Here is a 25,233-nt window from a genome sequence, read left to right as displayed (position 1 = left end):
TCAACCATCAACGGCCGGTGGTTGATTGGTGAGGTTTCCCTTTGGTGATTGAGCCGGGACCGAGCCGGAATTCTCTTCGCTGATTGAGCCGGGACCGAGCCGGAAGGGGGCTGTTCCAAAATGGACTTCGGGTACCGCTCCATTTTCGGCCGCCGACGACCACCGGCCGGCGGCACCAGTGAGGGGTGCCCCCATGGTGCCGGTCAGGCAGCAGTGGGAACCAGACGACCTGCCCCCAAAGCCTTGAACAGGTTCTGAGTCAACGCGTGGAACGTGAATTCCGCTGTCGCACGGCGTTGTCCACGACTGGTGAATCGACGGAAACCCAGATTGTGTTTGGCATGCCCGAACGGTGTCTCAGCAATATGACTCCGTTGCCGGTACAGCGCGGAACCCTCAACCGTGGCCAACCGGTGAGCCATCTGTTCAACCGGGGTGGCGTCGGAGGGAGGTGGACCAACAGTTGGCTGGTCACGGGCGGTGCGATTGAGCTCTCGTGACTTTCCCGTCGCGATCAGCCGGTCAGGACCCCCAGCAGTCAACGCTTCCTCGGACAGATACCCGGCATCGGCAAGAATGACACCAATACCGTTGGCGTCGGCCCCTTCTGGTCGTGCCGCATCGATCACCTGGGCAGCCGCAACAGCCCGTTTACTCATACCGACGAACATCGCACCATCAGACGGATTGTTGGAAACCTCGACCGCGATGATCACACCATCCGAACTCGTCACGGCCTGACAGTTGTAACCCTGAACCCACCCACCCCCACGCATCGGCATCGACCGCGACTGCGGGTCGGTCATATTACGTTGCGGCCCATCCAATTTGGCACCAGTGTCGGATGCTGCAGCGGCGACGGCCTGCTCGGCACGTGTGATCGCCGCATCGAGTCGGGCACGGGCCTGTACGACCGTCACGGCTTCATCGATCGGTTTCGGCGGACGTCCTACCCGGCCTTGATACCAGCGGTCGATCCGTTCCTGCTGGATCGTTGCGACCCGCGCATACGAGCTCTCCCGCACGCGAACCTCGGAGCGGGCCCGTTCAACCGGATCTACTGCGGGTTTAGGCATCTGGGCGAGGGCATCAGCGATCCGTTGTGCCCGGATGCTGGGTTCGGCCAACTCGGCCGGTAGTTGGTCACCAGAACCACTGTCACCGTCTGTGGTGTCTTCGTCGGCATCGGTGTCTGCGTGTTCGGCGGCGGCGCGGGCGGCTTCGGCGGCCAGTGCTTTACGCAGGCCGGCTTCGGTGCGGTTGGCTCCCAGCGAGGCGTTCGAGGCGATCTTGACGCCGTCGAGGGCCACCACCCCCAACTCGACCATCCCGACCCGTGCACACAACATCAAGACCTGGGTGAACAGGTCCTCGACCACCTCGGCGCACTCGGCGCGGAACCTTGAGATCGTCACGTGGTCGGGGACGTCACCAGCACAAATGATGCGGTAGGTGATATCGCGGTGACACAACCGTTCCAGTTTCCGGGAGGATCGTTGGCCTTGGGCCCATCCCCAGATCAGCAACGTCAACAACATGTCGGGGTGATAACCGGCCCGGCCCACACCACCGACGGATCGGCGGGCATGCAGTTTCTTGGTATCGAGTCCGGCGACCGCATCGATGACCAGCCACACCGGATCGTCAGCGGGTAACCATTCCCGCATGCTCGGCGGCAACAGATACTGTTGATCCCGGTCGACTGGTCGATATCCCTTGGCCACCAACCCATTATCGTCTACAACACCTCAAGAATGGGTGTGCGACAGGCGCCAAAACCTGGCCACCCCATTTTGCAACAGCCCCGAAGGGCGAGGACCCGTGTCGAAATCTGGTGGGTCGAGGGTGTTGGTGCGCACCTCGGAGGTGGTCAGTTGGCGACGTCGGCTGTCTGAGGTTTCGACACGCCTTGTCGCTACGCTCCTCGTCGGCTCAACCACCGTTGTTGATCGGGAACGGCGACGTGTCGCTGCGCTCCTCGTCGGCTCAACCGTCGACTGCCGCTGTTTCTTTCGGTGATTGAGCCGGGACCGAGCATCGCGAGGACCCGTGTCGAAATCTGTGGAGGTTGCCTCCGGTGGCGACCACCGCAGAGGTGGTCACCTGCCGCGCCCGGAGGTCCGCCCGACGCTCCGACGCGCCCCGTACGCACACGGGCGATAGACGAGCAGCGCGAGGCCCACCACCACGGCGATCCCGGCGGCGGTCACCACCTGCCGGGTGTCGGCGTAGGACTGCCCGACGAGCAGGGGAGTGGCGACCACCGACGCCACCACGGCGAGCACCGAGAACACGCCGATTCCGCGCGGTGCCGCGGTGGCCGCATGCGGATCCGGGAGCAATGCCCCGAGGCCGATCACGATCAGCACCGACATCACCACGTCGCTCGGCCGATGCCAGCCGTCGGCGATCAGCCCGAACGCGATCACCGATGCCCACGTACCACCGAGTGCGATGACGACCGGTCGTAACCACTTGGGCGCGGCGGCGATGAGTACGACGACACACGACATGACGGCGGCGGTGTGTCCACTGGGTGCGGAGTTCGAGGTCTCGACGATCCAGTCGTGCAGTTGCGGTCGCGGAAGGACCACGTCCCGCAGGAACCGCACCACCAGGATCACGACGGGCGGGAAGGCGAGCAGCACGGCCGTGCGGCCCAGCGTCGGACCGATCCGCGACTGTCCGGTGATGCCGGGGATCAGGCTGCCGGCGATGGCCAGGGCGGCCGCGACGAGCCACACCTTGGGATCGGTCACGGCGTCGACAGTGAGCAGATGGGGTACATGTGCCACTGCCGACGAACTGCGCACGGCGTCGAGGACGTACTGGTCGACGAGCTGACCGAACGACGTCCAGATCGCCACGGCGTAGACACCGCCGGCGAGCACCAGTGCGATGACGGCCAGGGCGATCGATCCGCCGACGCCCGGGGTGCCTCGACCGGCACCGCCACCGGCGCTGCGACCACGGTAGGGATCGACACCACCGTTCTGTGGCGCCGTTGCCAGGACACTCATGGATCCGAGGCTAGGGGATGAGCCTGGGAGAACCCTGGGTCCGACCCGTGGATGGCCGGCCACTTCTCATGTTGCGGGTGATTAAACACACGCGACATTCAGTGGAAACATCCGCTGCGTCTAATAACAGGCAACAAGTTTCCTACGGTGATCCAAACGGATCACTTCGCCCATCCGAGAAGAGCTTTCCCCGTCCGACATCGCCCACGACCCCCGAGATCGGCACAACAAGAAGGAGAACACACCCATGACCGTTGAGACCGGCAGCGCCGTCGAGTTCCTCGTCACCCCCGACGCCTGGAAGAGCCTGCCCAAGATGCCGGAGGCGGAATACCCCGGCACCGAGGGCTTCATCGGCGACGTCTACGAGAACCCGGGCGGCAGCGTGATGTGCTCGGGCTACTTCGAGCTCCGCCACACCGACGCACCTCTGTACTACGAGTACGAGTACGACGAGATGAAGGTCGTCCTCGAGGGTGAGTTCCTGTTGGAGAACAAGGAGACCGGCCAGAAGACCGTCGCCAAGAAGCACGACGCGATCTTCTTCCCGAAGGGTTCCAAGATCTACTTCACCACTCCCGACTACGCACTGGCCTTCTACGCGGGCCACCGCGACTCGACCCTGCTCTGAGTCTCGTGTCGACCGCCGAACTGTCCGCCGACATCTCGGCGGGTACCCGCACGCAGCTCCCGTTCACCAGCATTCCCGAATGGGCTCGTCCGACAACCGATTCCGACGGGAACACCGAGATCCCGGCACCGCAGTGCACCGGATCGTCGTATCTTCTCGTCGGGATCGGTCCGGCGGCGGCCGCTGTGACGTCGGCGTGGGCACCGGCCCTCGCCGGCGTTCCGGGCCGCCTGATCGAGGCGGCCGACGCCGACACCGCGGTCGACGCCCTCGCCGCCGCACTGGCCGAGGCCACCGTCGGGGTCCGGGTCTTGCTGACCGGCCCCATCGGGGCATGCCTGTCGGCCCGGGCCACGGCTGTTGCGGCCGGTGTCGAGGACGACGAGATCCAGGTCGTCCCAGTCGGTTCCGGGCCGATCGACGTGTTCTGTTCGCACTGCCGCACCATCACCACCGCCGACGCCGGGCTGGACGCGATCGTCGACTGTGTCGGGTGTGGCCGCGGATTGCTCGTCTACTACCACGTGTCCCGGCGCTCGGGCAGCTTCCTCGGCTTCATGGCCGACGCCGAGACCACACCCCCCGGGACGGCACCTGCCGCGACCGCACCCCCCGACAACCCTTCCCAGGAGTCACCGGCATGACCCTTGTGACCGACGCCGGCGCCACCCCCCACACCGCGCCCGCACCGGACGGAACCCTGCAGCTCGTCGTCACCGCCATCACCCGGCCCGGCGCCGACATCGCGACCTTCACCCTCGCCGACCCGGCCGGCCGGCCGCTGCCCGCATTCCCGCCGGGCAGTCACCTGGTGGTGCAGGCGGGCACCAAGACCAACGCCTACAGCCTCACCTCCGACGGCACGCACCCCGGTCACTACTCGATCTCGGTGTTGCGTGTGGATGACGGTGACGGTGGTTCGCGCTGGCTGCACGAGCATCTGAACCCGGGTGACTCGCTGTCGGTTCGGTTGCCGCGCAGTGCTTTCGCGCCGCTGGCCCGCGCCCGCAAACACCTGCTGATCGCCGCCGGGATCGGTGTCACCCCCGTCGTCTCGCACCTGCGTGTGGCCCGACGCTGGGGCCGTCGGACCCAGGTGCTCTACACCTACCGCCCCGACAACGCCGCGCATGTCGACGACGTCGTCGAACTCACCGACGGTGCCGCCGAACTGTTCACCGGCCGTGCACAATTCCTGCCCCGCCTCGACGCCGCACTGCGCGAGCAGCCGATCGGAACCCACCTCTACGTGTGCGGTCCGGGCACGCTGATCGACCACGTGGTGTCCGCGGCCACCGCAGCGGGCTGGCCCGCATCACGAATCCACTTCGAGCGCTTCGGAATCGACGCCCTGGACGCCGGTGATCCGTTCACCGTGCGCCTGAGCGCCACCGACCGTATCCTCGACGTACCGTCGGGCACCAGCATGCTCGAGGCCATGGAGGCCGCGGGCGTCAGCGTGCCCAATCTGTGCCGACAGGGAGTGTGCGGCGAATGTCGTATACCGGTGTCGGCGGGCACACCCATCCACCGAGACCTGTACCTGACCGACGACGAGAAGACCGCCTGCGACGCCGTCATGCCGTGCGTGTCGCGGGCCGCCGACGGAGCCACCCTGGAGGTACCGCTGTGACCCTCATCGACACCCCCGCCCTCGCACCCACCGCCGAGCTGGTGGGCGGCTTCCCCTTCCCGTTCCCGGAGGACCGCTACCGCTACAGCACCAACGTGGAGCCGGCCGGCGAGCCGCGCGCCACCCCGGTCGGCACCTGGGGTGATGCGATCGTCGACATCGACGCCGACTATCGCCACGAACTCGACTCTCGCGCATCTATTCTCGCTGCCGACCCCAGCCGTCATGCCGTGCTGCCACACATGGTGCCGGCCACGTGGGATGCGATGCTCACCCTGATGCGGGAGCTGTCGACGTCGTACCCGGAGACCATGCACCTGGAGTCGCTGGGCCCCGACACCTGGCGCTGGCGCAACGACCTGCTCGGCATCACCCAGGAGTTCCGCTACGGCGACGCCGCCACCCTGCCCGAAGAACCGTTGCGCTACATCACCGGTCAGGTGCAGGAAGACATCGCTCTGCTCGATCAGCGGTCGGATCAGCTGTTCGTCGATGCCGGGGTGGTGACCTTCGCGGCCGACTGGAGCTTCGGCTTCGACGTCGGCATGAGCTTCCTGGAGATCCACGGCCCCGTCCCGCGGGTGCGCCAGATGGGGGTGATCACCCGCGCCCACGAGTTCCTCAAGCGACTGCAGCCCCACGAGCCGTACCGGCGTACCAACTGGACCCTCACCATCGACCGCCGGCTGGACGTGTCCACCGAGATCTACCCCGAGTGGGGTCCCGACCGCGAGACCATCCAGACCGTCGACGACGCCGAGTTCGGGCGCCGCGTCCACCTGCGGGTGGAGGTGCAGCACCTCATCCGTCTCGCCGACTCCGGCGCCCTGATGTTCCTGATCCGCACCTACATGCTCTCCCTGGAACAGCTCGCCACCGTGGAACCGTGGCGGGCCCGTGCCGCCGAGGTGCTCGCCGAACTGCCCGACGACATGGCCGATTACAAGGGCATCATCAAGTATCGGGATCGCGCTGCCGCGTGGCTTCGTGCCGCGGCCCCCGCCCCGACTCCGCCCCCGCTCGGTCTGCCCGCCTGGCCCACCTCGCCGCCGGAGGTCGACGTCACCGGTGCCTCCTTTCTCGTCCTCGCGATCGGCACCGACGACGACGCCGTGCTCGCCGGGAACATCGCCCGCAGCTGGGTGAACACCGCGACCAATGCGGGCCCCACCCGACTGCTGGTCCTCGATTCCCTCACCGAGCCAGACGATCTCGGTGCACTACGGCAGTCGCTCGCCGAGGCCCGCACCGGCACCAGGATTCTCGTCGCCGGCGGCCAGTACGACGTGATGACCGCACTGGCCATCGCCCGCGCCGCCGGTGCGATCGCCGCCGAGCTCGCCGCCTTCGTCACCCACACCCGCGACCTACCGTTGTACTGCGCACATTGCGCCGGGACGCATCGGGTGGCCGGTGCCCCCGGCGAGGTGGTCGTCTGCCCGGGTTGCGGTGTCGCCGTGGAGATCCACGCGCATCACTCGGCGGCGTTGGGCAGCTTCCTGGGTAGCGCCGCAGAACCTGCGGCATCGTCAGCGGCGGGGGAGGACGCATGACCGTCACCGACCCGAGAGCCGCCGAATCCGCCTCGACCCATCTGCATCCCGGATACTCGACGGGCCCGCGTGCCATGCGGGTGGTGGAGGTGCGACCGCTCACCGAGACCATCACGCACTTCCGGTTCGTCCCGCTCGATGCCCCCGGCTCCATGCTCACCCCCTTTCAGCCGGGCAGTCATGTGATCGTGTCGGCCGGGGAGCATCGCAACGCCTACTCCCTGGTCGACGACGGGCTGTTCCCCACCTCGTACGGCATCTCGGTGCTGCGCCGCGGCGCGGGTGGGGGCTCGGACTGGTTGCACGACACCGTGACCGAGGGGACCGTCCTCGAGATCGAGGGCCCGCGTTCGATGTTCGCGCCGATCACCAACCAGCACCATGCGCTGCTGGTGGCCGGCGGGATCGGGATCACCCCGATCCTCTCGCACGCCCGCGCCATCGTCCGCGACGGCGGCACCGCCGACATCGTCTACTCCTATCGGCCGGGGCATGCCGCCCACCTCGACGAGGTGCGTGCCCTCTCGGCCCGCGACGGCATCACGCTGCACGAGGCGACCTCCGTCGACGAGACCGTGGCGGCACTGCGGGCCCGGTTCGCCTTGCAACCGTTGGGAACCCACGCCTATGCGTGTGGTCCCGGCCCGTTGCTCGACTCCTACGCCGAGCTGGCCGCCGCGGCCGGCTGGCCGGGTGCCCGCGTGCATTCCGAACGATTCACCGCCCCCGAGCAGGATCCGGGTGAACCGTTCTCGGTGCGCATCGCGGCCACCGGAGAGACCATCGACGTCCCGGCGGGAGTCTCGTTGCTACAGCGGCTGCTCGACAACGGGATCGCCGTGCCCAATCTGTGTCGCCAGGGTGTGTGCGGGGAATGCCGTATCCCGGTCTCCTCCGGTGCGGTGTTGCACCGTGACTTCGTCCTGTCCGACGAGGAGAAGGCCGCCGGAGATTCCATGCTGTGCTGCGTGTCCCGCGCGCAGGAGGCCACCACCGAACTCGAGGTGAACCCATGACGCTCGCCCGATCAGAACCGCAGATCCTCGACGCGGCGCAATCTCTCTCGGCGGCCGCGCAGGCCTACCTGGGGCAGCCGGTCGACCATCTGTCCAACATCCCGTGGCCGTTCCCGGACGAACTGGAGGAGTTCGCCTACTCGGTCAACGTCGAACCCGCCCGCATCCCGCGCCGTACCCGGGGCGGCGAATGGGGCCGGTATCTGGTCGATCTCGGCGGCGCCGAGTACGTCGACTACATGCGGGAGCGGCGCCGGATCCTCGACACCGACCCCACCCGGGTGCGGATCCGGCCGGGGATGGACGTCGCCTGCTGGGATCTGCTGCTGTACTACCTGCGCGATCTCGCGCTCTCCTATCCCGACGTGATGCATCTCACCGAAGGCGCCGACCGGCACTTTCACTGGGTCAACGAGCTGCTCGGAACCGATCAGGAATTCGTTCTCGGTGAGCTCGACACCCTGCCGTCGCACCCGCTGGACTTCCTCGCCCGCGAGGTTCCCGACGACCTGTTGCTGGTGATCGAACGCGACGGGCGCCTCTACTTCGACGCCGGTGTGGTCACCTTCGCCGCGGCCTGGTCGGTGGGCTTCGACGTGGGGATGGACATGTACGAAATCCATGCTCCGGTACCGGGTTTGACGCGTGCGGGGATCGTCGACCGGGCCGAGCAGTTCCTCCGCAGGCTGCCCGCCGACCAGGTCTACCGCCGGGTCAACTGGACGCTGTCGGCGTCGGATTCACACCTGCTCGACGTGAGCCTGGAGCAGTTGCCGGCGTGGCGCGATCACGTGCCGGCGATGGTCGCCGACGCCGACTTCGGCCGGGCCCGGCTGCGTATCGAATTGGAGCATTTTGTCCGGTTGCCGACCTCCGGTGCCGTGACGTTCAATATTCGCACGTTCATGGCCTCCCTCGAGGAGGTGCGACGGATCCCCGAGTGGGCCGGTCAACTGGCGACCGTCATCGAGACGCTCGACCCGGATATCGCCGCCTACAAGGGATTTCTGGACTATCGCGACGACGTGGTCGCCTATCTCCGCGGGCAATGACGCCCGTTTCCTGACCGATCCACGAGATCCCCGATCAGAAAGACCCGAGGACACCCCTATGGAACCGGTACTCGCCGCCAACGCCGATCTGGCGTGGATGCTCGCGGCCTTCGTCTTCGTCCTGCTCATGTTCCCCGGCCTCGCGTTCTACTACGGCGGCATGGTGGGCGCCCGCAACGTCCTCAACATCATGACGATGGTCATGTCGACACTGGGCATCACCGCAGTGCTCTACGTGCTCTTCGGTTACGGCCTGGTGCACGGTGAGACGGCAGGCGGACTGGGCATCATCGGTAACCCGACCGGCTACTTCGGTCTCACCGACTTCATGGCCGACGACGAATCCGGCAGCATGCAGACGCTGTACTTCGCCGCCTGGTTCATCCTGTTCGCCGCCATCACCATCGCGATCGTGGCATCGGGTGCGGCCGGCCGGATGAAGTTCAGCGCCTGGCTGATCTTCGCCCCGATCTGGCTGATCCTGGTGTATTTCCCCGTGGCGCACTGGGTGTTCGCCCCGGACGGTTTCCTGCTGAACACCGTCAAGATCCACGACTACGCCGGTGGTACGGCGGTGCACATGAACTCCGGTGTCGCCGCACTGGCCCTGGCGGTGGTCCTGGGTACCCGGCGTCGCCGTGGCGAGCGTCCGCACAACGTCCCGATGGCCATTCTCGGCGGCGGCATCCTGTGGTTCGGCTGGTTCGGCTTCAACGGCAGTTGCGCACTGGGTGCGAGCTTCCTGACCCAGGTCGTCGTGCTGAACACCCTGCTCTCGGGCTGCGCCGGCATGATCGGCTACTGCATCGTGGAACGGTGGCGTGAAGGCCACGTCACCTCGCTGGGCATGATCACCGGTGCGGTCGCCGGTCTGGTCGGCATCACCCCGTCGGCCAACACCATGAACCCGCTGGGTGCGCTGATGGTGGGCCTGCTGGCCTCGGCGGTGGTCGCCTTCCTGATGAGCTTCAAGTCGCGCATCCCGGTCGACGACAGCCTCGACGCCTTTGCCGTCCACGGTGTCGGCGGCATCGTCGGCACCCTGTGCATCGTGCTGTTCGCCGCCGAGTCGGCCCCCGCCGGTGTCAAGGGCATCCTGTTCGGCGGCCCGATCGACATCCTGTGGCGTGAGCTGGCCGGCATCGTGATCACCTGCGGGTACTCCTTTGTCGTCACCTGGCTGATCGCCAAGGCCCTGGACAAGACCATCGGCCTGCGCGTCGACACCGAGACCGAGATCGAGGGCCTCGACCCCACCCTGCACGCCGAGTCGGCCTACGAGATCCCGTCCGCGGGTGTCGGCCACGGTGGGCTGTCGGGGATGTCGCCGGCCAGGGCCGCCGAGGCCGTGGAGGGCGCGCTGCCGAGCCCCTCACCGACCGCCGCGACCACCTGATCGCTGTCGCGACCCCGAGACGGGGACCCACCGGATTCCGGTGGGTCCCCGTTTTCTGTTGTGTGGCGCAGACTTTCAAGCCATTCCGGCTGGATACGTCGTCCTGACAGTTCGGAAACACAACCGCAACACTCCGAGGGTGTACTAGTCCCAGGTTCACTACAAGTGGACAACGGATCACCCGAGTAGACATACTGAGCTCGCACACCACCCCCGGAGAACGCCATGACTGACACCTCGCACGATCTCGCCGAGCTGTGCGCCAAGACCGGTACCAAGTTCATCCTCGCCATGTTCGTCGACCTGCGCGGCAAGCCCTGCGCCAAGCTCGTCCCCGTCGAGGCCGTCGACGAACTCTCCACCGACGGTGTGGGTTTCGCGGGCTATGCGGTGGGTGCGATCGGTCAGGAGCCCAAGGATCCCGACCTGATGGCCATCCCGGATCCGTCGTCGTTCCTGCCGGTGCCCTTCATCAAGGAAGGCCTGGCGATCGTCCACTGCGATCCGCACGTCGAGGGCAAGCCGTGGCCGTTCGCCCCGCGCAACATCCTCAAGGCCCTGATCGCACAGGCCGACAGTGCCGGCTTCGAGCCGTGGGTGGGTGCCGAGGTCGAGTACTTCCTGCTCAAGCGGGAGGCCGACGGGTCGCTGATCACCGCCGATGCCAACGACGACTCCGATCGTCCCTGTTACGACGTACGCGGCCTGACCCGGATGTATGACCACCTGACGTCGGTGTCGACGGCGATGAACCAGCTCGGCTGGTCCAACTACGCCAACGATCACGAGGACGGCAACGGCCAGTTCGAGCAGAACTTCGCCTACTCCGACGCCCTGACCACCGCCGACCGGGTCGTCACCCTGCGCTACCTGCTGTCCACCTTCGCCGCCGAGCGCGGCATGATCGCCACGTTCATGCCCAAGCCGTTCGCCGAGCGCACCGGGTCCGGTCTGCACCTGCACCTGTCGCTGACCTCCAACGGCCAGCCGGTCTTCCCCACCGCATTCGACGACACCCGCGGCCTCGGCCTGTCCGACGTGGCCTACGGCTTCGTCGCAGGTGTTCTCGAACACGCCCCCGCACTGCAGTCGGTGATGGCCCCGACGGTCAACTCCTACAAGCGAACCGGCGCCACCGCCACCAGGTCGGGGGCGTCGTGGGCGCCGCGTGTGCCCACCTACGGCGGCAACGACCGCACCCACTACGTGCGCATCCCCGACGACCAGCGGGTGGAGTTGCGCGGCGGTGACGGCTCGGCCAACCCCTATCTCGCGATCGCCGCGGCACTCGGCGCCGGCCTCGACGGCATCAAGCGCAGCCTCGACCCCGGTGCGCTGGGTAGCTGCCCCGAGCACATCTCGGCGCTGCCGCTGACGCTGCTGCACGCGGTGGACGCCCTCGACGCCGACCCGGTGATCACCGCGACGCTCGACGCGGCCCTGCCCGCCGACTGGGATGCCGAGAAGGAGACGGTCTCGGCGTACTTCGCCAAGCTCAAGCGCGAGGAGTTCTTCTCCTGGCACTCCGCGGTCTCCTCCTGGGAGGTCGACCAGTACCTGACCGCCTTCTGACCACTCCCTGACCACCTTTCGACCGCCGGCCTCCGGGTCGGCGAGAACCAACAACTTTCACGAGAAAGGGCCACACCATGTGCGGAATCGTCGGGTTGCACCTGCGCAACCCCGATCTGTATCCCCGGCTCGGGGAACTGCTCTCCGGGATGCTCGGTGAGATGCAGGACCGCGGAGCCGATTCGGCGGGTATCGCCGTGTACGGCAACCCCACCTGGGCGCCCGCGGGCCATACCTGCGTCAGCCTGCTCGAACTCGACGTCGACCCCGCCGCCGCGGCCACCGCACTCGGTGCCGTCGTGGGTGCGCCGGTCGCCGCGCAGTACGTCGACAACACCCTGGTGGTATCGGCCGATGTCGCCACCGACGACCTGCTGGCCGCCGCTCGCACCACCTACCCGACGGCCCTGGTCGCCGGTTTCGGTAACGACCTCACCGTCCTGAAAGGTGTTGGCGCACCGCGTGATCTGGCCGCGTCCTGGGATCTGGCGTCGGCGTCGGGCTGGCAGGGTGTGGGCCACACCCGCATGGCCACCGAGTCCGCGGTCACCCCGGCCGGTGCGCATCCCTACGCGGTCGGCCCCGAGCAGTGCCTGGTGCACAACGGGTCGTTCTCCAACCACGCCACCATCCGCCGCGAACTGCGTGCGCAGGGAGTGGAATTCGACTCCGAGAACGACACCGAGGTGGGTGCCCGCTTCGTCGCCCATCAGCTCGCCCAGGGCCGTGACGTCGAGACCGCACTCAAAGAGGTGTGCGCCACCTTCGACGGCTTCTACACCCTCGTCGTCTCCAACCGCGACTCCTTCGCGGTGGTCCGCGACGCCATCGCCTGCAAGCCGGCCGTGATCGCCGAGACCGCCGACTGGGTCGCGATGGCCAGTGAATACCGTGCCCTGGCACATCTGCCGGGCGTCGAGAATGCCCGTATCTGGGAACCGGAACCCGAGGTGGTCTACGCATGGACACGCTGAACAACACCGTCACGCCGAACAACACCGACACGTTGAGCACCGACACGCTGAGCACGACCTTCGATCTGGCGACCATGTCGTTGCGGGAGGTGAATTCGGCTCTGCACTCCGACATCTCGGGTGAGGTCGAGATCGTCAACCCGGCCGGTGCGCACAGTGTGGCCGCCGGCGTCAACGCCCCGGTCAAGATCACCATCGAGGGCCACGTCGGCTACTACGCCGCCGGCATGAACCAGCAGGCCGAGGTCACCATCAACGGCAATGCCGGCACCGGTGTCGCGGAGAACATGATGAGCGGCACCGTGGTGGTCAAGGGCAATGCCTCGCAGTCCGCGGGCGCCACCGCACACGGCGGTCTGTTGGTCATCGAGGGCGATGCGGCTGCGCGCTGCGGCATCTCGATGAAGGGCGTCGACATCGTCGTCGGCGGCAACGTCGGACACAACAGCGCGTTCATGGCGCAGGCCGGGCGCATGGTGATCCGTGGGGATGCCGGTCAGGGCCTGGGTGATTCGATCTACGAGACCCGCCTCTACGTCCGCGGTGAGGTCGGCTCCCTCGGTGCCGACTGCATCGCCAAGCCGATGAAGCCCGAGCATCTCGAGGAGCTCGCCGGTCTGCTCAAGGCCGCCGGCTTCAAGGACGACGATCCCGCCTCCTACACCCGTTACGGTTCGGCGCGCACGCTGTACCACTTCCACAGCGACAACTCGTCGGCGTACTGACCCGGCCGACAACCGCTGCGCTGCAACCACACACCACCCCGATCCCGGAGAGAACCATGACCGACAACCGCTCCCTCGAGCAGCGCGGACTGCGTGAGTCCGCGACCTTCGACCGCACCACCATCGCGGCCATCCAGCGGGCCGCCGAGACCGGCATCTACGACATCCGGGGTTGGGGTGCCAAGCGTAAGCTCCCACATTTCGACGACCTGCTGTTCCTGGGTGCCTCGATGTCGCGGTACCCGCTCGAGGGCTACCGTGAGCGCTGCGACACCGACGTCGTCCTCGGTGGCCGGAATGCCAAGTACCCGTTGCATCTCGAGTCCCCGGTGACCATCGCCGGGATGAGCTTCGGTGCGCTCTCGGCCGGTGCCAAGGAGGCCCTGGGTCGCGGCGCGTCGGAGGTGGGCACCTCCACCACCACCGGCGACGGCGGTATGACGCCGGAGGAGCGTGGCCAGTCCAAGCACCTCGTCTACCAGTACCTGCCGTCCCGCTACGGCATGAACCCCGACGACCTGCGCAAGGCCGACGCCATCGAGGTGGTCCTCGGTCAGGGCGCCAAGCCCGGCGGCGGTGGAATGCTGTTGGGCCAGAAGATCTCCGAGCGCGTCGCGGGTATGCGTACCCTGCCGGAGGGCATCGACCAGCGGTCGGCCTGCCGTCACCCCGACTGGACCGGTCCGGACGATCTCGCCATCAAGATCAACGAGCTGCGCGAGATCACCGACTGGGAGAAGCCGATCTATGTCAAGGTCGGTGCCTCGCGGACCTACTACGACGTGAAGCTGGCCGTGCACTCCGGCGCCGACGTCGTGGTGGTGGACGGCATGCAGGGTGGCACCGCGGCCACCCAGGAGGTCTTCATCGAGCACGTCGGTATCCCGACGCTGGCCGCCATCCCGCAGGCCGTGCAGGCCCTCGAGGAACTCGGTGTGCACCGCAAGGGTGGCCGTGACGGTGTGCAGCTGATCGTGTCCGGCGGCATCCGCAACGGTGCCGATGTCGCCAAGGCCATGGCGCTGGGCGCCGATGCCGTCGCGATCGGTACCGCTGCGCTGATCGCCTTGGGCGACAACGATCCTCGCTACGCCGCCGACTACGAGAAGCTCGGTTCGGCGGCAGGCTACTACGACGATTTCCAGGACGGTCGCGATCCGGCGGGTATCTCCACCCAGGATCCCGAGCTGTCGGCGCGATTCGACCCGGTCGAGGGCGGCCGTCGGCTGGCCAACTTCCTGCGGGTCACCACCATGGAGGCCCAGACCATCGCCCGGGCCTGCGGCAAGGCCCACCTGCAGCACCTCGAGCCGGAGGACCTCGTCGCCATCTCGATGGAGGCCGCCGCGATGGCTCGTGTCCCGCTCGCCGGCACCGGGTGGATTCCGGGTACCGGAACCGGTTTCTGAGATAGCCGACACGCTTGCGAATCCGCCACTCCAACAAGCGGAGTGGCGGATTCGCGATACCCCGGGAGGGGGTGGGTACACCATGTGTGCACTGCACGGTGGGCAACGGGTGGCCGGTGCCGTCGGAGCACTGCCCCGGTTCCCGACAGTGGACGATGTTTCCCGTTATGCTGGCTCGATGGAGGACACGCCGGTCTCACACGCGACCACGGGACACGTGAACGACGATGCGCTGATCCGCAATCAGTCGGGTATCGCCCGGGATCGTCCGTCCGATCAGTCCGTCGAAGAACTCGAACTCGAGACCGCGATCGCCACCAATGTCCGCCGGCTGCGCCTCCAGGAGGGGCTCACCGTGGGTGACATGGCCGCCCGCGTCGGCATCTCCAAGGCGATGCTGTCGAAGATCGAGAACGCCCAGACCTCGTGCAGTCTCAGCACTCTCGCCCGTCTGGCGACCGCCTTCGACGTCTCGGTGACCTCACTGTTCCGGGGTGCCGACGTCGAACGCTCGGCGGTCTACGTCAAGTCGGGGGAGGGCGCGCGGATCGTGCGTGCCGGATCCAAGGAGGGACACGACTACGAGCTGCTCGGATCGCTGCGCGGCGAGCACAAACGGCTCGAGTGCCTGTTGGTCACCCTCACCGAGGACTCGGTCACCCAGCCGCTGTTCCAGCATCCGGGCACCGAGTTCATCTACATGCTCTCCGGCGTAATGGAGTACGCGCACAGCCGCACCGTGTATCGGCTCGCCCCGGGCGACGCCATGCAGCTCGACGGTGAGGGGCCGCACGGACCGGTGGCCCTACTGGAGATGCCGTGCCGGTTCCTCTCGGTGATCGCCTTCCCGGATTCGGCGGTCTGAACCGCTCTTTCGCGCCGACCGAGCGGGTCGTCACCGCGCCGGCGGCAGTCCTTCCGGATTGTGGTCGGTCCGGATGTCCGTCGCTCAGGCGGCGGCCAGCAACGGCAGCAGGATGACCAGCAGCATCAGGACGACGACCACGGCGGTGATACCGATCATCGCGCCGAGGCCCTTGTACGGCTGCGGTCCCGGGCCGAGCGATCCACCGCTGAATGCCCATAGGGGAGCGCGGTACTGGAGCTCGACGGGCTGATTCGGCTGCACCAGGATCGGCAGATCGGCCTTACCGATCTTCGGCGGCAGGAAGTACGGCACGTACACGTGCAGATGGTGCTGCCCCGGGGTGAGCGGGATCTGGTTGCGGCCCCACACCGCCGAGGGCAACTCGTGACCGTCGACGACGATCTTGGGTTTGATGAAGAACAGGATCCACATCAGCGGGAAGAACTGGGTCGTGATCGCCACTCCCTGTCCCTGCGCGCCGGGCTGTGCCTGCCCGTACTGGGGCTGACCGTACTGGGGTTGCGCGTACTGGGGTTGCGCGTACTGGGGTTGCCCATAGGGAGGCTGTGCCGGCTGAGGCTGTCCGGGGTGGGGCTGGGGCTGTTGAGGTTGCGGCTGCCCGTATTGCGGTTGTTGCCCGAATTGCGGTGCGGCATGGGGATTCTGGCCCTGCGGATACGGCGAGTTCATGGTCTCCCCCGGGAGGTCGATGACGACGTGATCGCCTCAATGTAGCCCGTGACCGGTGTCACCGTCGTTCGGCCGACAGATACGCAGTCAGCACCTCGGCCGGAATCCGGCCACGGTCGGACATGGTGTAGCCGGCCTCCCGGGCCCATGCCCGGACCACCGCCGGTGCGGGCGGATCGTGATCGGTCAGCGCAGTGGGGGCGGCATCGGCCGCCGTGGTCAGCCGATGCTCGTCCAGACATGCCCCGAACCAGCGGTACAACCACTCCTGCGCGAGGGGCCGCGTCTCGCAGAACACGATCGGTACCGCGGGGAAGCGGGCCTGCGCCTCGGCGACGGCGTCGGCCACCGCCGACGCCGACACGTGCTCCAGCTTGAACAGTGCGGAATACCCGGAGTCCACCACGACCGCCGCCCGCGGCTGCCGGGCGAGGTCGGCGAGCAGATAGGTGAGCTTCCCCGACAACAGGCTGCTCGAGAGGTCCTCGATGCTCTTGCGCTCGGCCGTCGCGATCAGGGTCTCGTCGTCGAAGACCGCATAGTCACCCACCGGCAGGGCCCGTGTGGTGACCGACGCCTGCTGTGCGGAGAACTTGTAGGCGTAGCGCTCCCGGGTGTCGACGACGATCTCCACCACGTGACCGTGCGCCCGGGCCTTGGGGGTCACCACATTCGGCCGGGCCTGCTTGGCGGTACGCCGCGACTGCCAGAACACCATCTCCCGGCCCCGCGCCTGGGTCAGGACGAACTGCGACCGGTTCTCCCGCGCACGGTCGAGGACCAGGTCGATCGCCGCCCCGCGTCGGCTGATCGATCGCACCGGCACGCGTTCGATGATCTCCGCGTCGGCGGGCCACTGCTGTACCCGGTGGCAGTAGACCTTGGCCGTGCGCGGCCAGGTGTCGCGGGTCTTGAGCACGATTCCGTCCGCACCCAGCGGCAGCCGGATGAGATAGGGAAGCGACGAATCCGCCTCCGGATTGCGTGCGATCAGCAGCTCATCGGACATGATCCTCCAAGGGTGCCGTATCGGCAGGACGGTGACCACCTTCCGGCGCGACCGAAAGAATCGTTTAGGCTAGCCTAAATCGCGAGTGTTGTTCGGTTGATCGAAGGGAGTGCGATCTTCGTGCGTGCATTGATGAGGACTGTGGCGATCACGGTCGTGTTCGGGGTCGTCGCCCTGGTGACCGGGGTCTTCCTCGGGACACCTCCGGCATCCGCAGCGCCTCGGCTGACGTCGCAGCAGGGAGCAGGCAGCGTCGTCGAGTCCAAGGACATCACGAACGAACCGAACACGCGCATCGCCGGTGCCGGTCGCGTCATCGCGGTGACCTATCTGTCCGAGGACTCCCAGGGTGAGCTGGTCCCGGTGCGCGCCACCATCTCGGTCCCCGAGCGCAACACGCGCGGCGGTCCCCTGCGGATCCACGCCTGGGGTCATGGCACCTCCGGGCTCGGTGACGAGTGCACCGTCACCGACCGCATGGGTACCAAGATCGACGGCAAGGGCCGCTGGGACGACTGGTTCGGTCCGTGGCTGAAGGACGGCTACGTCCTGGTGTCCACCGAGTACGCCGGCATCGGTGGGCCCGGCGTGCACGCCTACGCCGACGGTGAGATGCAGGGCAAGAACATGATCGACGCGGTTCGCGCCGCCCGCACCGTGATCCCGCAGTACACCGATCAGACCGCGGGTACCGAGTACCTGACCTCGGGCGGATCGCAGGGCGGCCAGACCGCCGTGTGGGCCGGACACCTCGCCCCGACCTATGCCCCGGAACTCACCAACGTCGGCATCGCCGCGCAGTCGCTGCCGGTCGACACCTCACGCCTGCTGTCCGCGGTCGCCCCCGGCATGCCGCCGGTGGAGGTGCCCGACTACGTCACCTATGTCTCCTACATCCTGGCCGGTACCAAGGTCGCCCGCCCCGACATCGACGTCGACTCCTACCTGACGCCGCTGGGCAAGAAGGTCGTCAACGACGCACAGACGCTGTGCTACCCGAATCAGGGTCGCGCCACCAAGGGTCTGACCGTCGGTCAGCTGGTGAACAAGCCGCTGTCGGAGGGCCCGCTGCTCGACGCCGTGCAGGGTGTCGTGAAGGTGCCCGATTCCGGATACCGCGCCCCGATGCTGATCCAGCAGGGACTGTTCGACCTGGTCGCACCCGCTCCGCTGACCACCGCATGGGTCGACGGTGTGCGTGCCTCCGGTGGTCGCGTCGACTACCGCGAGTACCAGGCGTCGCACGGTCTCGGGGCCTACGCCGAGGAGGCCGCCCGGGCCTGGGCGAACGATCTGAAGTGGTCGCACTGACCTGAATCGGTTCCGACCGAAGCGACGATGCCGGTGATTCCCGTAGGGGAGTCACCGGCATCGTCGTGTGAGAGGGTCAGGTGGTTGTGGGGCCCGATGTCACCGGGTGGTCCGCATCGGCACCCTCGGGCCGGCCGGTCACGGCTTGCGGTGTGGAGGGAGCGGCTTCGGTGAGCGTGGCGGCAGGGTCTCGGTGAGCTCGGCCAGGATCTCGGGCCGGACGTCGGCGACGAACTGCAGCCACTGTCCGAGACCCACGGCCATGTTGTGCCGGGAGAAGGCGGTCACCTCGACGGTCAGCACCGCCACCACGCACGTGCCGTGGACCAGCAGTTTGATCCCGGTGTACTCGACGGATCGGGTGGCGACGAACTCGTAGGCCGCCCCGACGTCGCGGACCTCGGGGACGATGGTGCCGAAGAACTCCAGGGTCGGACGGTCGGGCATCACCCGCAACCACGAGCGGACCTCGCCGGTCGGCAGGGGGATGTCGCCGTCGTCGTCCACCACCAGGGGTTCCCCGGCCATCGACTCGAGCGAATCGATCACCAGTGTCCGCAGCTCCCGATGGTCGTGCGGCAGCCTCGTCCATTGGAGGACGGGTTCGCGCGGGCCCGGATCGGGGCCGTCGAGGAACACCGGATGCACCACACCCCAGATCTCGCGGAAGGTCGCCACCGCACGGGAGGCGAGATCGTCGATGCGCCGCCGTCCCACCTCGCTGATGTGGCTGCCGTCGCGTAGACGCCGCCAGCCGAGCAGGCGCAGTCCGCGGGCCAGGGTTGCCGGGGCGCCGGGGGTGGCGGTCAGGTCGGCCCCACTGATCGTGGCGCGCACGCGGTGGGCGCCGGTGACGGTGAACCCGATCCGCACGTGCCTGACCTCGGGGATCTCCGAGGTGTGCGCGACGACGTAGTGATCGCCGATCGCCAGGACGCTCAGCAGACCGCCGAGATGATGTCGGTAGTCGCCCCAGGCATCGGCCAGGGCCGTGTCGATGTCGAAGTCGCCCATGGTCACTCCCTCCCCGGGTGTAGCAACTGTCTGTGGGCAGACATTACGTCCGGGCCGATCCAGATGCGATGGCGCTCGCGGTAAACCCCCCGTTCATAGGACGGTCGAATCGCCGACGATCCCGCTGGTCGCAGACCCGCCTGTCCGGTTCACCCGTCGATCGGGCCCTCGTTCTCGTTGACTGGGCCCTAGATCTCGTTGACCGGGCGCTTGTTCTCGTTGACTGGGCGCTTGTTCTCGTTGACTGGGCGCTTGTTCTCGTTGACTGGGCGCTCGTTCTCGTTGACTGGGCGCTCGTTGTCGTTGACCGGGCGCTCGATCTCGTTGATCGGGTTCGCGCCGTCGATGTCGGTGCGCAGATGGCCGGTGATCTCGTCGATCCGCGCTCCCGTCGTCGGCGCGAAATGGGAGTCGTCGAAGCGTGGTTTCCCATCGACGGTCAGCCGGTACCGGGCCAGTTGATCGCGGACCGGCCCCTTCATCTCGGCGAACAGCAGCTCGATGTCATGGGCGCGCAACCAGTCGTCGAGCTCCACCAACTCGTCGACGGCGGTCGCATCGATCTCGGTGATCGGTTCGCTGGCCAGCACCACGGTCTCCACCGTGTGTCCGTCGGAGATCGCGGCGCGCACGGTCGATCGGACGAAGTCGTCGAACATGCCGCCGTTGGCGAAGAACAGTGGTGCGTCGAATCGCACGATCACCACCCCGGGAATGCGCGCGGCCTGCGGATGACGGGTGAGGTCGTGGTAACCGCGCACGCCCGGCACCAGCCCGAGTTCGGTCCGGTACGGGCGCCAGGCGAGATTGACGAAGGCCACCAGCGAGAGCGCGATCGCGACGACGATGCCCTGCAGCACTCCGATCAACGCCACCCCAAGGAAGGCCGCGATGCTCAGCGCTCCCTCCACCCGGTTGATCCGGAACAGGGCGACGATCCCGCGCACGTCCACCAACGCCATCGCTGCGGAGATCACCACCGCGGCCAGCGCCGCCGATGGCAGATACGCCGTCACCCCGGGCGCCACCAGGATGAACACGACGATCAGCACTGCGCCGACGAGCGGGGCGAGCTGTGTCCGGGCCCCGGCCTGTTCGGCGACCGGTGTCCGCGACGACGACGCCGAGATCGGGAATCCGCCGAGCACGCCCCCCGCGATGTTGGCCACGCCCACCGCGCCCATCTCCTGGCTACCGTCCACGCTGGTTCCCGACCGCGCGGCGAAGGTCCGCGACAGCACGCTGGTGTCGGTGAAGGCGATCAGCGCGATGCCCACCGCCGGGCCGATCAGCGACACCGCGTCGTGCCAGGTCACGCCACCGAGCTGCGGTGTCGGCAACCCGCGGGGCATGGCGCCGACCACCGGCAGCCGATCGGCCCAGCCGCAGGCGGCGACCACCACGATCGACCCCACCACCGCCACCAGCACGCCCGGGATGGTCCGGTACCAGCGTCTGAACCCGTAGATCACCGCCAGACAGGCCACGCCGATGGTCGTCGACAACCACTCCACATCGCCGTGGAGGATGCCGCGGACGATCTCCCCGGCCTCCTCGATCACCGAGTCTCCGCTCGTGCCGAAGCCCAGCAGCTTGGGCAGCTGGCCGAGCAACACGACCAGGGCGATGCCGTTGAGATAGCCGATCCGGATGGGTTTGGACAGCAGGTCGGTGACGAACCCGAGCCGCAGCAGCGCGCCGATGACGAGCACCAGACCCACCTCGATGGCGAGGATTCCGGCCAGCGCGATGCGTTCACCCGGCACCGCGGCGAGCGGGATGATCGCGGCGGCGATGATCGGTGCCAGTGAAGAATCGGGGCCCAGCACCAGGATGCGCGACGGCCCGACGATGGCGTAGGCGATCAACGGTACGACCGTCGCGTACAGGCCGGTGACCGGCGGCAGTCCGGCGACCTCCGCATAGCCCATGCCCGCCGGGATGAGCAGTGCGGTCAGTACCACCCCGGCCACCAGATCTCCGCGCAACCATGTGCGGTCATAGCGGCGGACGACGTCGAGTCCGGGCAGCAATCGGGCGAGACCGGCCGGTGTGCTCATGAGGCGATTATTCGCCTTCCCGCCCCGCCTCGACTTCGGATGCGCCGATTGCGGGTCGAGCCGATTGCTGGTTGAGCCGACGAGGAGCGGAGCGACGAGGCGTGGCCAGCGATTGCTGGTTGAGCCGATGAGGAGCGGAGCGACGGGGCGTGTCGAAACCTCGGTTGGTCGGGGCTGGTGGGTGAGGACTTCGGGGGTGGTTGCGGGCATTGTTGGGGTTGCTGGGTCTCGACTCGGGTCCTCGCCCTGTGGGGCTCGGTCCCGGCTCGACCGTCGGGTGGTTGTTGCTGGTTTCAGTGTCACTCTTGTGGGGCCACCAAGTTGGTGGTTGTGTTCAGTCCACCGGGCATCTGGCTCTGTTGCTGGTTGACCGTTCCCGACACTTGTTGGGGATTGGTCATGGCTCATTCTGCCGATGCCCGGGTGGACGGACCGACCGGATGTGACTTGATAGGAGCGTGGCAACCGCCCCCACTGAGATATGTCCTACCGGCCGGCCCGACTGTCACCATTCCGTTCGACAGGAAGGCATCTTCCATGATCATCGTTGGCGCCGATGTACACAAGCGCTCACACACATTCGTCGCGGTCGATACCGCCGGCAGACAACTGGGTACCGTGACGGTGCCCGCCACCACGACCGGTCACCAGACCGCTCTGCGGTGGGCCCATGCGAAGTTGGGTACCGACTTGGTGTGGGCGATCGAGGACTGCCGCAATATGTCGGCGCTCCTCGAACGTGACCTGCTGACCGCGAACCAGAAAGTGGTGCGGGTGGCTCCGCATCTGATGGCCGAACACCGCAAGACCGGCCGTCAACCAGGTAAGTCCGATCCGATCGATGCTCTGGCCGTCGCCCGGGCCGCTGCCCGTGAACCCAACCTTCCGATCGCCTCGCACGACGAGGTCAGCTACACGGTGAAAGCACTCACCGATTATCGGGAATCGCTTGTCCACGAACGGACTTCGAAGATCAATCGGGTGTTGTGGCGGGTGCATGCGATCGATCCCGAACACGAAGTGAAGAAGGGGGGTTTGAACCGGGCGAAGCATCAGAAACTCCTCGCAGCCTGGTTGCAGACCTGTGACGCGGCGCTGTCGATGTGCTGTTGGCGATCAAAGAGGTGGCTGCGATCGCGGCGTTGACCGTGGAGATCAACGAGGTGTACAAGCAGTTGTCGGCGTTGGTTGCGGTGGCGGTGCCGTCGCTGGTGGCGTTGCCTGGTTGCGGGATCCTCAGTGCGGCGAAGTTGCTTGGCGAGTCGGCCGGTATTTCGCGTTTCGGTACCGAGGCTCAGTTCGCTCGGCATGCCGGGATCGCTCCGGTACCGGTGTGGTCGGGTAAGTCGGCTGGTAGGCATCGGTTGACGCGTTCGGGGAATAGGCAACTCAATGCGGCGGTCCATCGGATTGCGTTGACCCAGTCTCGTATGCCTGACAGTCTCGGGCATGCCTATTACGCGAAGAAGCGTGCCGAGGGTAAGAAGTCTCGTGAGGCGATGCGTTGCCTGAAACGGCGACTCGTGCGCACGATTTTTCATCGTCTGGTCACCGATCATGCTGCTCGTTCGCACACCGAAATCCTGGTTCCAGGAGCAGCCGCTTGACATAGGAGCGATGAGCCGATGAGGAGCGGAGCGACGGGGCGTGTCGAAACCTCGGTGGGCCGAAGTCGTCGACGCAACCACCCGCCGACGTCAGGGAGCGATGCCGCGTCGCACCAGTTCCAGTTCGGCGGCGACGATCAGTGCGCCGCGGGCGCCGGTGGCTTCGTCGGGCAGCCCACCGAGGATGACGCCGATCCGGTCGAGTCGTTGGTACATGGTCTGACGGTGGATGTTCAGGGTCTGCGCGGCGGCCACCCGAGAACCACAGCGGTGCAACATGACCAGGGTCAGGAGGAGTTCGTCGGCGCGGTCGGAGTCCAACAGCGGACCGAGCACCTCTGTACAGAATTCGCCGACGGCGGCGGCGTCGAGATCGTCGAGCAGGTGCGCCACCACCACATCGCGGGCCCGGACGACGTACACGCGCGCCGACGCCGACCCCGCTGCTGTGCGGGCCGTCGCCATCGACGGGGCCAGCGAGAGGATGTCCGGGGCCGGTTCGGTGACCCCGATCCGCAGGTCCCCGGGCAGGGCCGACGAGGTGAGGAGGTCGACCACGTCACCGCCGGTCGGGGTCGAACCGCGGATCGGTATCCGCACGATCGAGCGGTGGGCGCCGTCCCGGATCTCCGACAGCACACTGTTCCCGTTGCGGCGCAACGCCTCTGACAGTTCCACCGTGTGCAGTGTGCCACTCACGGAGATGGCCACCACGCCGACGAACAGGCCGGGGCCGTCGATACCCAGCCCGGCGGTGGCGACCTGGGCGGCGAGAACGTCCTCGGGGCGTCGGCGATTGTCTCGGTCTGCGCCGACGGCGAGCAGCCGGAAGATCTCGCGCACATGCTGATCCGACCGTGTGAGCGGTTGTCCGCGGAGCAGTGCCAGGGCGAGCGGTTCCGGGGCGCGTCGGCAGGCGGCCTCGATGAGGTGGAGATCGACGCCCGCGCGGGGGGTGAGCTCCAGGGTGGCGACGGTCACGCCGGCCGAGTCGATCGGCGCCACACGTGCGTAGCCGCGGGGACGGGCGTCGGCGACGGCGGTCTCGGCGATCACCGCCCCGGCCATCGAGCGCACCGTCACCGAGCATCCGGTCAACACCGACAGCGCCTCCACCATCGATGCGATATCGCCTTGGGCGGCAAGGATTCCGGCGAGTGCATGGGTGACCTGGTCGTTGGCCTGGAGTTCGCGCACCTGGGCCGCGACCAGTCGGCTGTTGATCGCATGGGTGACGTCGACGAAGCGCACCACCTCACCGAGCTCGATGAGTGGGAAGCCGCGGGCGGCGGCCTGGTGGACGAGCGGCTGTGGAACACCGCCGAGGCGCGGTCCTTCGACGGCCAGGCCGGCGGCCCCCACGTCGGCGAGCGAATCGAGATAGGCGCGCATCGCGGCCTCGTCGGCGTCACCGAGGAGTACCCCGGCCACCAACACCAACTCACCGCCGGAGAGCAGGTCGGCCACGTCGAGCACCTCGCTGGTGTGCACCCAGCGCAGCGGGGTGCCCAGTGCGTTCCACCCGGCGAGAACGGTCGGCCGGGCGGCGGCGAGCGCGGGATCGTCGAGCGCGTCACGCAGGGTCAGACCACCGGTGGTGTCGGAAAGATCGCTCATCTGGTCTCGCAGGCCGGTGTGGGTTGAGCACGGTCGGACGTGATGAGCACATCGTCGACACTCATCGATCAGTCAC

22 protein-coding genes are annotated in these 25,233 nt (G+C 67.3%); 15 read left to right on the top strand and 7 right to left on the bottom strand.

Annotation, left to right across the window (positions count from 1 at the left end; genetic code table 11):
• Window positions 1–203: 203 nt before the first annotated feature.
• Together Q9K23_RS12180 and Q9K23_RS12175 are read right to left on the bottom strand one after the other, a co-directional pair.
• Complete coding sequence (locus Q9K23_RS12180) at window positions 204–1,724, bottom strand: transposase (protein ID WP_305950235.1); 1,521 nt, start codon at window positions 1,722–1,724, stop codon at window positions 204–206.
• 375 nt (window positions 1,725–2,099) lie between these two features.
• Window positions 2,100–3,020 carry a phosphatase PAP2 family protein gene (locus Q9K23_RS12175; RefSeq protein WP_020793720.1) on the bottom strand — a complete coding sequence of 307 codons (921 nt, stop codon included), beginning with the start codon at window positions 3,018–3,020 and terminating at the stop codon, window positions 2,100–2,102.
• A gap of 247 nt (window positions 3,021–3,267) precedes the next feature.
• Between Q9K23_RS12175 and Q9K23_RS12170 the strand changes: the two genes are divergently transcribed.
• The 12 genes from Q9K23_RS12170 to Q9K23_RS12115 all read left to right on the top strand — a co-directional run bounded on the left by Q9K23_RS12170 (window position 3,268) and on the right by Q9K23_RS12115 (window position 15,846).
• Window positions 3,268–3,651: an ethanolamine utilization -like protein gene (locus Q9K23_RS12170; RefSeq protein WP_020793717.1), complete on the top strand. Its 384-nt coding sequence runs from the start codon at window positions 3,268–3,270 to the stop codon at window positions 3,649–3,651.
• Between the two features lie 5 nt (window positions 3,652–3,656).
• Window positions 3,657–4,295 (top strand): dimethylamine monooxygenase subunit DmmA family protein, encoded by a 639-nt coding sequence (locus Q9K23_RS12165; protein ID WP_261977643.1) that lies wholly within the window; start codon window positions 3,657–3,659, stop codon window positions 4,293–4,295.
• Entirely contained in the window at window positions 4,292–5,284 is a 993-nt protein-coding gene (locus Q9K23_RS12160; protein WP_305950521.1) for a PDR/VanB family oxidoreductase, read from the top strand. The genes Q9K23_RS12165 and Q9K23_RS12160 overlap by 4 nt, the downstream gene beginning before the upstream one ends.
• Window positions 5,281–6,837, top strand: a complete 1,557-nt coding sequence (locus Q9K23_RS12155; RefSeq protein ID WP_053776162.1) for a DUF3445 domain-containing protein — start codon at window positions 5,281–5,283, stop codon at window positions 6,835–6,837. The genes Q9K23_RS12160 and Q9K23_RS12155 overlap by 4 nt, the downstream gene beginning before the upstream one ends.
• Window positions 6,834–7,853 (top strand): PDR/VanB family oxidoreductase, encoded by a 1,020-nt coding sequence (locus Q9K23_RS12150; RefSeq protein WP_053776161.1) that lies wholly within the window; start codon window positions 6,834–6,836, stop codon window positions 7,851–7,853. The genes Q9K23_RS12155 and Q9K23_RS12150 overlap by 4 nt, the downstream gene beginning before the upstream one ends.
• Window positions 7,850–8,905: a DUF3445 domain-containing protein gene (locus Q9K23_RS12145; RefSeq protein WP_020793649.1), complete on the top strand. Its 1,056-nt coding sequence runs from the start codon at window positions 7,850–7,852 to the stop codon at window positions 8,903–8,905. Before Q9K23_RS12150 ends, Q9K23_RS12145 begins: the two co-directional genes overlap by 4 nt.
• 58 nt (window positions 8,906–8,963) lie before the next feature.
• A complete protein-coding gene (locus Q9K23_RS12140) occupies window positions 8,964–10,301 on the top strand; it encodes an ammonium transporter (protein WP_053776160.1) in 1,338 nt (445 codons plus the stop codon).
• A 225-nt stretch (window positions 10,302–10,526) separates the two neighbouring features.
• Window positions 10,527–11,873: a type III glutamate--ammonia ligase gene (glnT, locus tag Q9K23_RS12135; protein ID WP_020790103.1), complete on the top strand. Its 1,347-nt coding sequence runs from the start codon at window positions 10,527–10,529 to the stop codon at window positions 11,871–11,873.
• Between the two features lie 77 nt (window positions 11,874–11,950).
• Window positions 11,951–12,847 carry a glutamine amidotransferase gene (locus Q9K23_RS12130; protein ID WP_053776159.1) on the top strand — a complete coding sequence of 299 codons (897 nt, stop codon included), beginning with the start codon at window positions 11,951–11,953 and terminating at the stop codon, window positions 12,845–12,847.
• Complete coding sequence (locus Q9K23_RS12125; RefSeq protein ID WP_020790105.1) at window positions 12,835–13,572, top strand: GXGXG motif family protein; 738 nt, start codon at window positions 12,835–12,837, stop codon at window positions 13,570–13,572. The genes Q9K23_RS12130 and Q9K23_RS12125 overlap by 13 nt, the downstream gene beginning before the upstream one ends.
• A gap of 56 nt (window positions 13,573–13,628) precedes the next feature.
• Window positions 13,629–14,981 carry an FMN-binding glutamate synthase family protein gene (locus tag Q9K23_RS12120; protein WP_020790101.1) on the top strand — a complete coding sequence of 451 codons (1,353 nt, stop codon included), beginning with the start codon at window positions 13,629–13,631 and terminating at the stop codon, window positions 14,979–14,981.
• A 178-nt stretch (window positions 14,982–15,159) separates the two neighbouring features.
• The gene (locus Q9K23_RS12115; RefSeq protein WP_053776158.1) at window positions 15,160–15,846 is read left to right on the top strand and encodes an XRE family transcriptional regulator; all 687 of its coding nucleotides are present in this window, start codon (window positions 15,160–15,162) and stop codon (window positions 15,844–15,846) included.
• An 84-nt stretch (window positions 15,847–15,930) separates the two neighbouring features.
• Here Q9K23_RS12115 and Q9K23_RS12110 read toward each other — a convergent pair whose 3' ends face one another.
• Both Q9K23_RS12110 and Q9K23_RS12105 read right to left on the bottom strand, forming a co-directional pair.
• Window positions 15,931–16,539 (bottom strand): hypothetical protein, encoded by a 609-nt coding sequence (locus tag Q9K23_RS12110; RefSeq protein ID WP_238403809.1) that lies wholly within the window; start codon window positions 16,537–16,539, stop codon window positions 15,931–15,933.
• 58 nt (window positions 16,540–16,597) lie between these two features.
• Window positions 16,598–17,548, bottom strand: coding sequence for a histone-like nucleoid-structuring protein Lsr2 (locus tag Q9K23_RS12105; protein WP_053776156.1), 951 nt, complete (start codon window positions 17,546–17,548; stop codon window positions 16,598–16,600).
• 132 nt (window positions 17,549–17,680) lie between these two features.
• Here Q9K23_RS12105 and Q9K23_RS12100 point away from each other — a divergent pair, with 132 nt between their 5' ends.
• Entirely contained in the window at window positions 17,681–18,859 is a 1,179-nt protein-coding gene (locus Q9K23_RS12100; RefSeq protein WP_053776164.1) for a lipase family protein, read from the top strand.
• 138 nt (window positions 18,860–18,997) lie between these two features.
• Here Q9K23_RS12100 and Q9K23_RS12095 read toward each other — a convergent pair whose 3' ends face one another.
• Both Q9K23_RS12095 and Q9K23_RS12090 read right to left on the bottom strand, forming a co-directional pair.
• The gene (locus tag Q9K23_RS12095; protein ID WP_053776163.1) at window positions 18,998–19,873 is read right to left on the bottom strand and encodes a hypothetical protein; all 876 of its coding nucleotides are present in this window, start codon (window positions 19,871–19,873) and stop codon (window positions 18,998–19,000) included.
• 188 nt (window positions 19,874–20,061) lie between these two features.
• Window positions 20,062–21,933, bottom strand: a complete 1,872-nt coding sequence (locus Q9K23_RS12090; protein ID WP_305950520.1) for a SulP family inorganic anion transporter — start codon at window positions 21,931–21,933, stop codon at window positions 20,062–20,064.
• 399 nt (window positions 21,934–22,332) lie between these two features.
• Here Q9K23_RS12090 and Q9K23_RS25190 point away from each other — a divergent pair, with 399 nt between their 5' ends.
• Window positions 22,333–23,079, top strand: a complete 747-nt coding sequence (locus Q9K23_RS25190; RefSeq protein ID WP_348533962.1) for a transposase — start codon at window positions 22,333–22,335, stop codon at window positions 23,077–23,079.
• Window positions 23,043–23,540, top strand: coding sequence for a transposase (locus Q9K23_RS25185; RefSeq protein WP_160319570.1), 498 nt, complete (start codon window positions 23,043–23,045; stop codon window positions 23,538–23,540). Before Q9K23_RS25190 ends, Q9K23_RS25185 begins: the two co-directional genes overlap by 37 nt.
• A 90-nt stretch (window positions 23,541–23,630) precedes the next feature.
• On the opposite strand, the gene Q9K23_RS12080 is transcribed toward Q9K23_RS25185, so the two are convergent.
• Window positions 23,631–25,157 carry a PucR family transcriptional regulator ligand-binding domain-containing protein gene (locus Q9K23_RS12080; protein ID WP_053776168.1) on the bottom strand — a complete coding sequence of 509 codons (1,527 nt, stop codon included), beginning with the start codon at window positions 25,155–25,157 and terminating at the stop codon, window positions 23,631–23,633.
• Window positions 25,158–25,233: the final 76 nt, after the last annotated feature.

Source organism: Gordonia sp. NB41Y, assembly GCF_030718915.1.
Lineage (GTDB): Bacteria > Actinomycetota > Actinomycetes > Mycobacteriales > Mycobacteriaceae > Gordonia > Gordonia desulfuricans.
The sequence above is the reverse complement of the archived record's forward strand: the minus strand, read 5'-3'. Positions and strand labels throughout refer to the sequence as shown.

What these genes read in the sequence shown, in the direction of transcription:
- Q9K23_RS12140 (WP_053776160.1), top strand. Translation starts at nt 8,964, where the DNA reads ATGGAACCGGTACTCGCCGCCAACGCCGATCTGGCGTGGATGCTCGCG.
- Q9K23_RS12145 (WP_020793649.1), top strand. Translation starts at nt 7,850, where the DNA reads ATGACGCTCGCCCGATCAGAACCGCAGATCCTCGACGCGGCGCAATCT.
- Q9K23_RS12105 (WP_053776156.1), bottom strand. Translation starts at nt 17,548, where the DNA reads ATGTCCGATGAGCTGCTGATCGCACGCAATCCGGAGGCGGATTCGTCG.
- Q9K23_RS12160 (WP_305950521.1), top strand. Translation starts at nt 4,292, where the DNA reads ATGACCCTTGTGACCGACGCCGGCGCCACCCCCCACACCGCGCCCGCA.
- Q9K23_RS12110 (WP_238403809.1), bottom strand. Translation starts at nt 16,539, where the DNA reads ATGAACTCGCCGTATCCGCAGGGCCAGAATCCCCATGCCGCACCGCAA.
- glnT (WP_020790103.1), top strand. Translation starts at nt 10,527, where the DNA reads ATGACTGACACCTCGCACGATCTCGCCGAGCTGTGCGCCAAGACCGGT.
- Q9K23_RS12130 (WP_053776159.1), top strand. Translation starts at nt 11,951, where the DNA reads ATGTGCGGAATCGTCGGGTTGCACCTGCGCAACCCCGATCTGTATCCC.
- Q9K23_RS12095 (WP_053776163.1), bottom strand. Translation starts at nt 19,873, where the DNA reads ATGGGCGACTTCGACATCGACACGGCCCTGGCCGATGCCTGGGGCGAC.
- Q9K23_RS12150 (WP_053776161.1), top strand. Translation starts at nt 6,834, where the DNA reads ATGACCGTCACCGACCCGAGAGCCGCCGAATCCGCCTCGACCCATCTG.
- Q9K23_RS12120 (WP_020790101.1), top strand. Translation starts at nt 13,629, where the DNA reads ATGACCGACAACCGCTCCCTCGAGCAGCGCGGACTGCGTGAGTCCGCG.
- Q9K23_RS12170 (WP_020793717.1), top strand. Translation starts at nt 3,268, where the DNA reads ATGACCGTTGAGACCGGCAGCGCCGTCGAGTTCCTCGTCACCCCCGAC.
- Q9K23_RS12125 (WP_020790105.1), top strand. Translation starts at nt 12,835, where the DNA reads ATGGACACGCTGAACAACACCGTCACGCCGAACAACACCGACACGTTG.
- Q9K23_RS12090 (WP_305950520.1), bottom strand. Translation starts at nt 21,933, where the DNA reads ATGAGCACACCGGCCGGTCTCGCCCGATTGCTGCCCGGACTCGACGTC.
- Q9K23_RS12115 (WP_053776158.1), top strand. Translation starts at nt 15,160, where the DNA reads ATGGAGGACACGCCGGTCTCACACGCGACCACGGGACACGTGAACGAC.
- Q9K23_RS12175 (WP_020793720.1), bottom strand. Translation starts at nt 3,020, where the DNA reads ATGAGTGTCCTGGCAACGGCGCCACAGAACGGTGGTGTCGATCCCTAC.
- Q9K23_RS25190 (WP_348533962.1), top strand. Translation starts at nt 22,333, where the DNA reads ATGGCTCATTCTGCCGATGCCCGGGTGGACGGACCGACCGGATGTGAC.
- Q9K23_RS12100 (WP_053776164.1), top strand. Translation starts at nt 17,681, where the DNA reads ATGAGGACTGTGGCGATCACGGTCGTGTTCGGGGTCGTCGCCCTGGTG.
- Q9K23_RS12080 (WP_053776168.1), bottom strand. Translation starts at nt 25,157, where the DNA reads ATGAGCGATCTTTCCGACACCACCGGTGGTCTGACCCTGCGTGACGCG.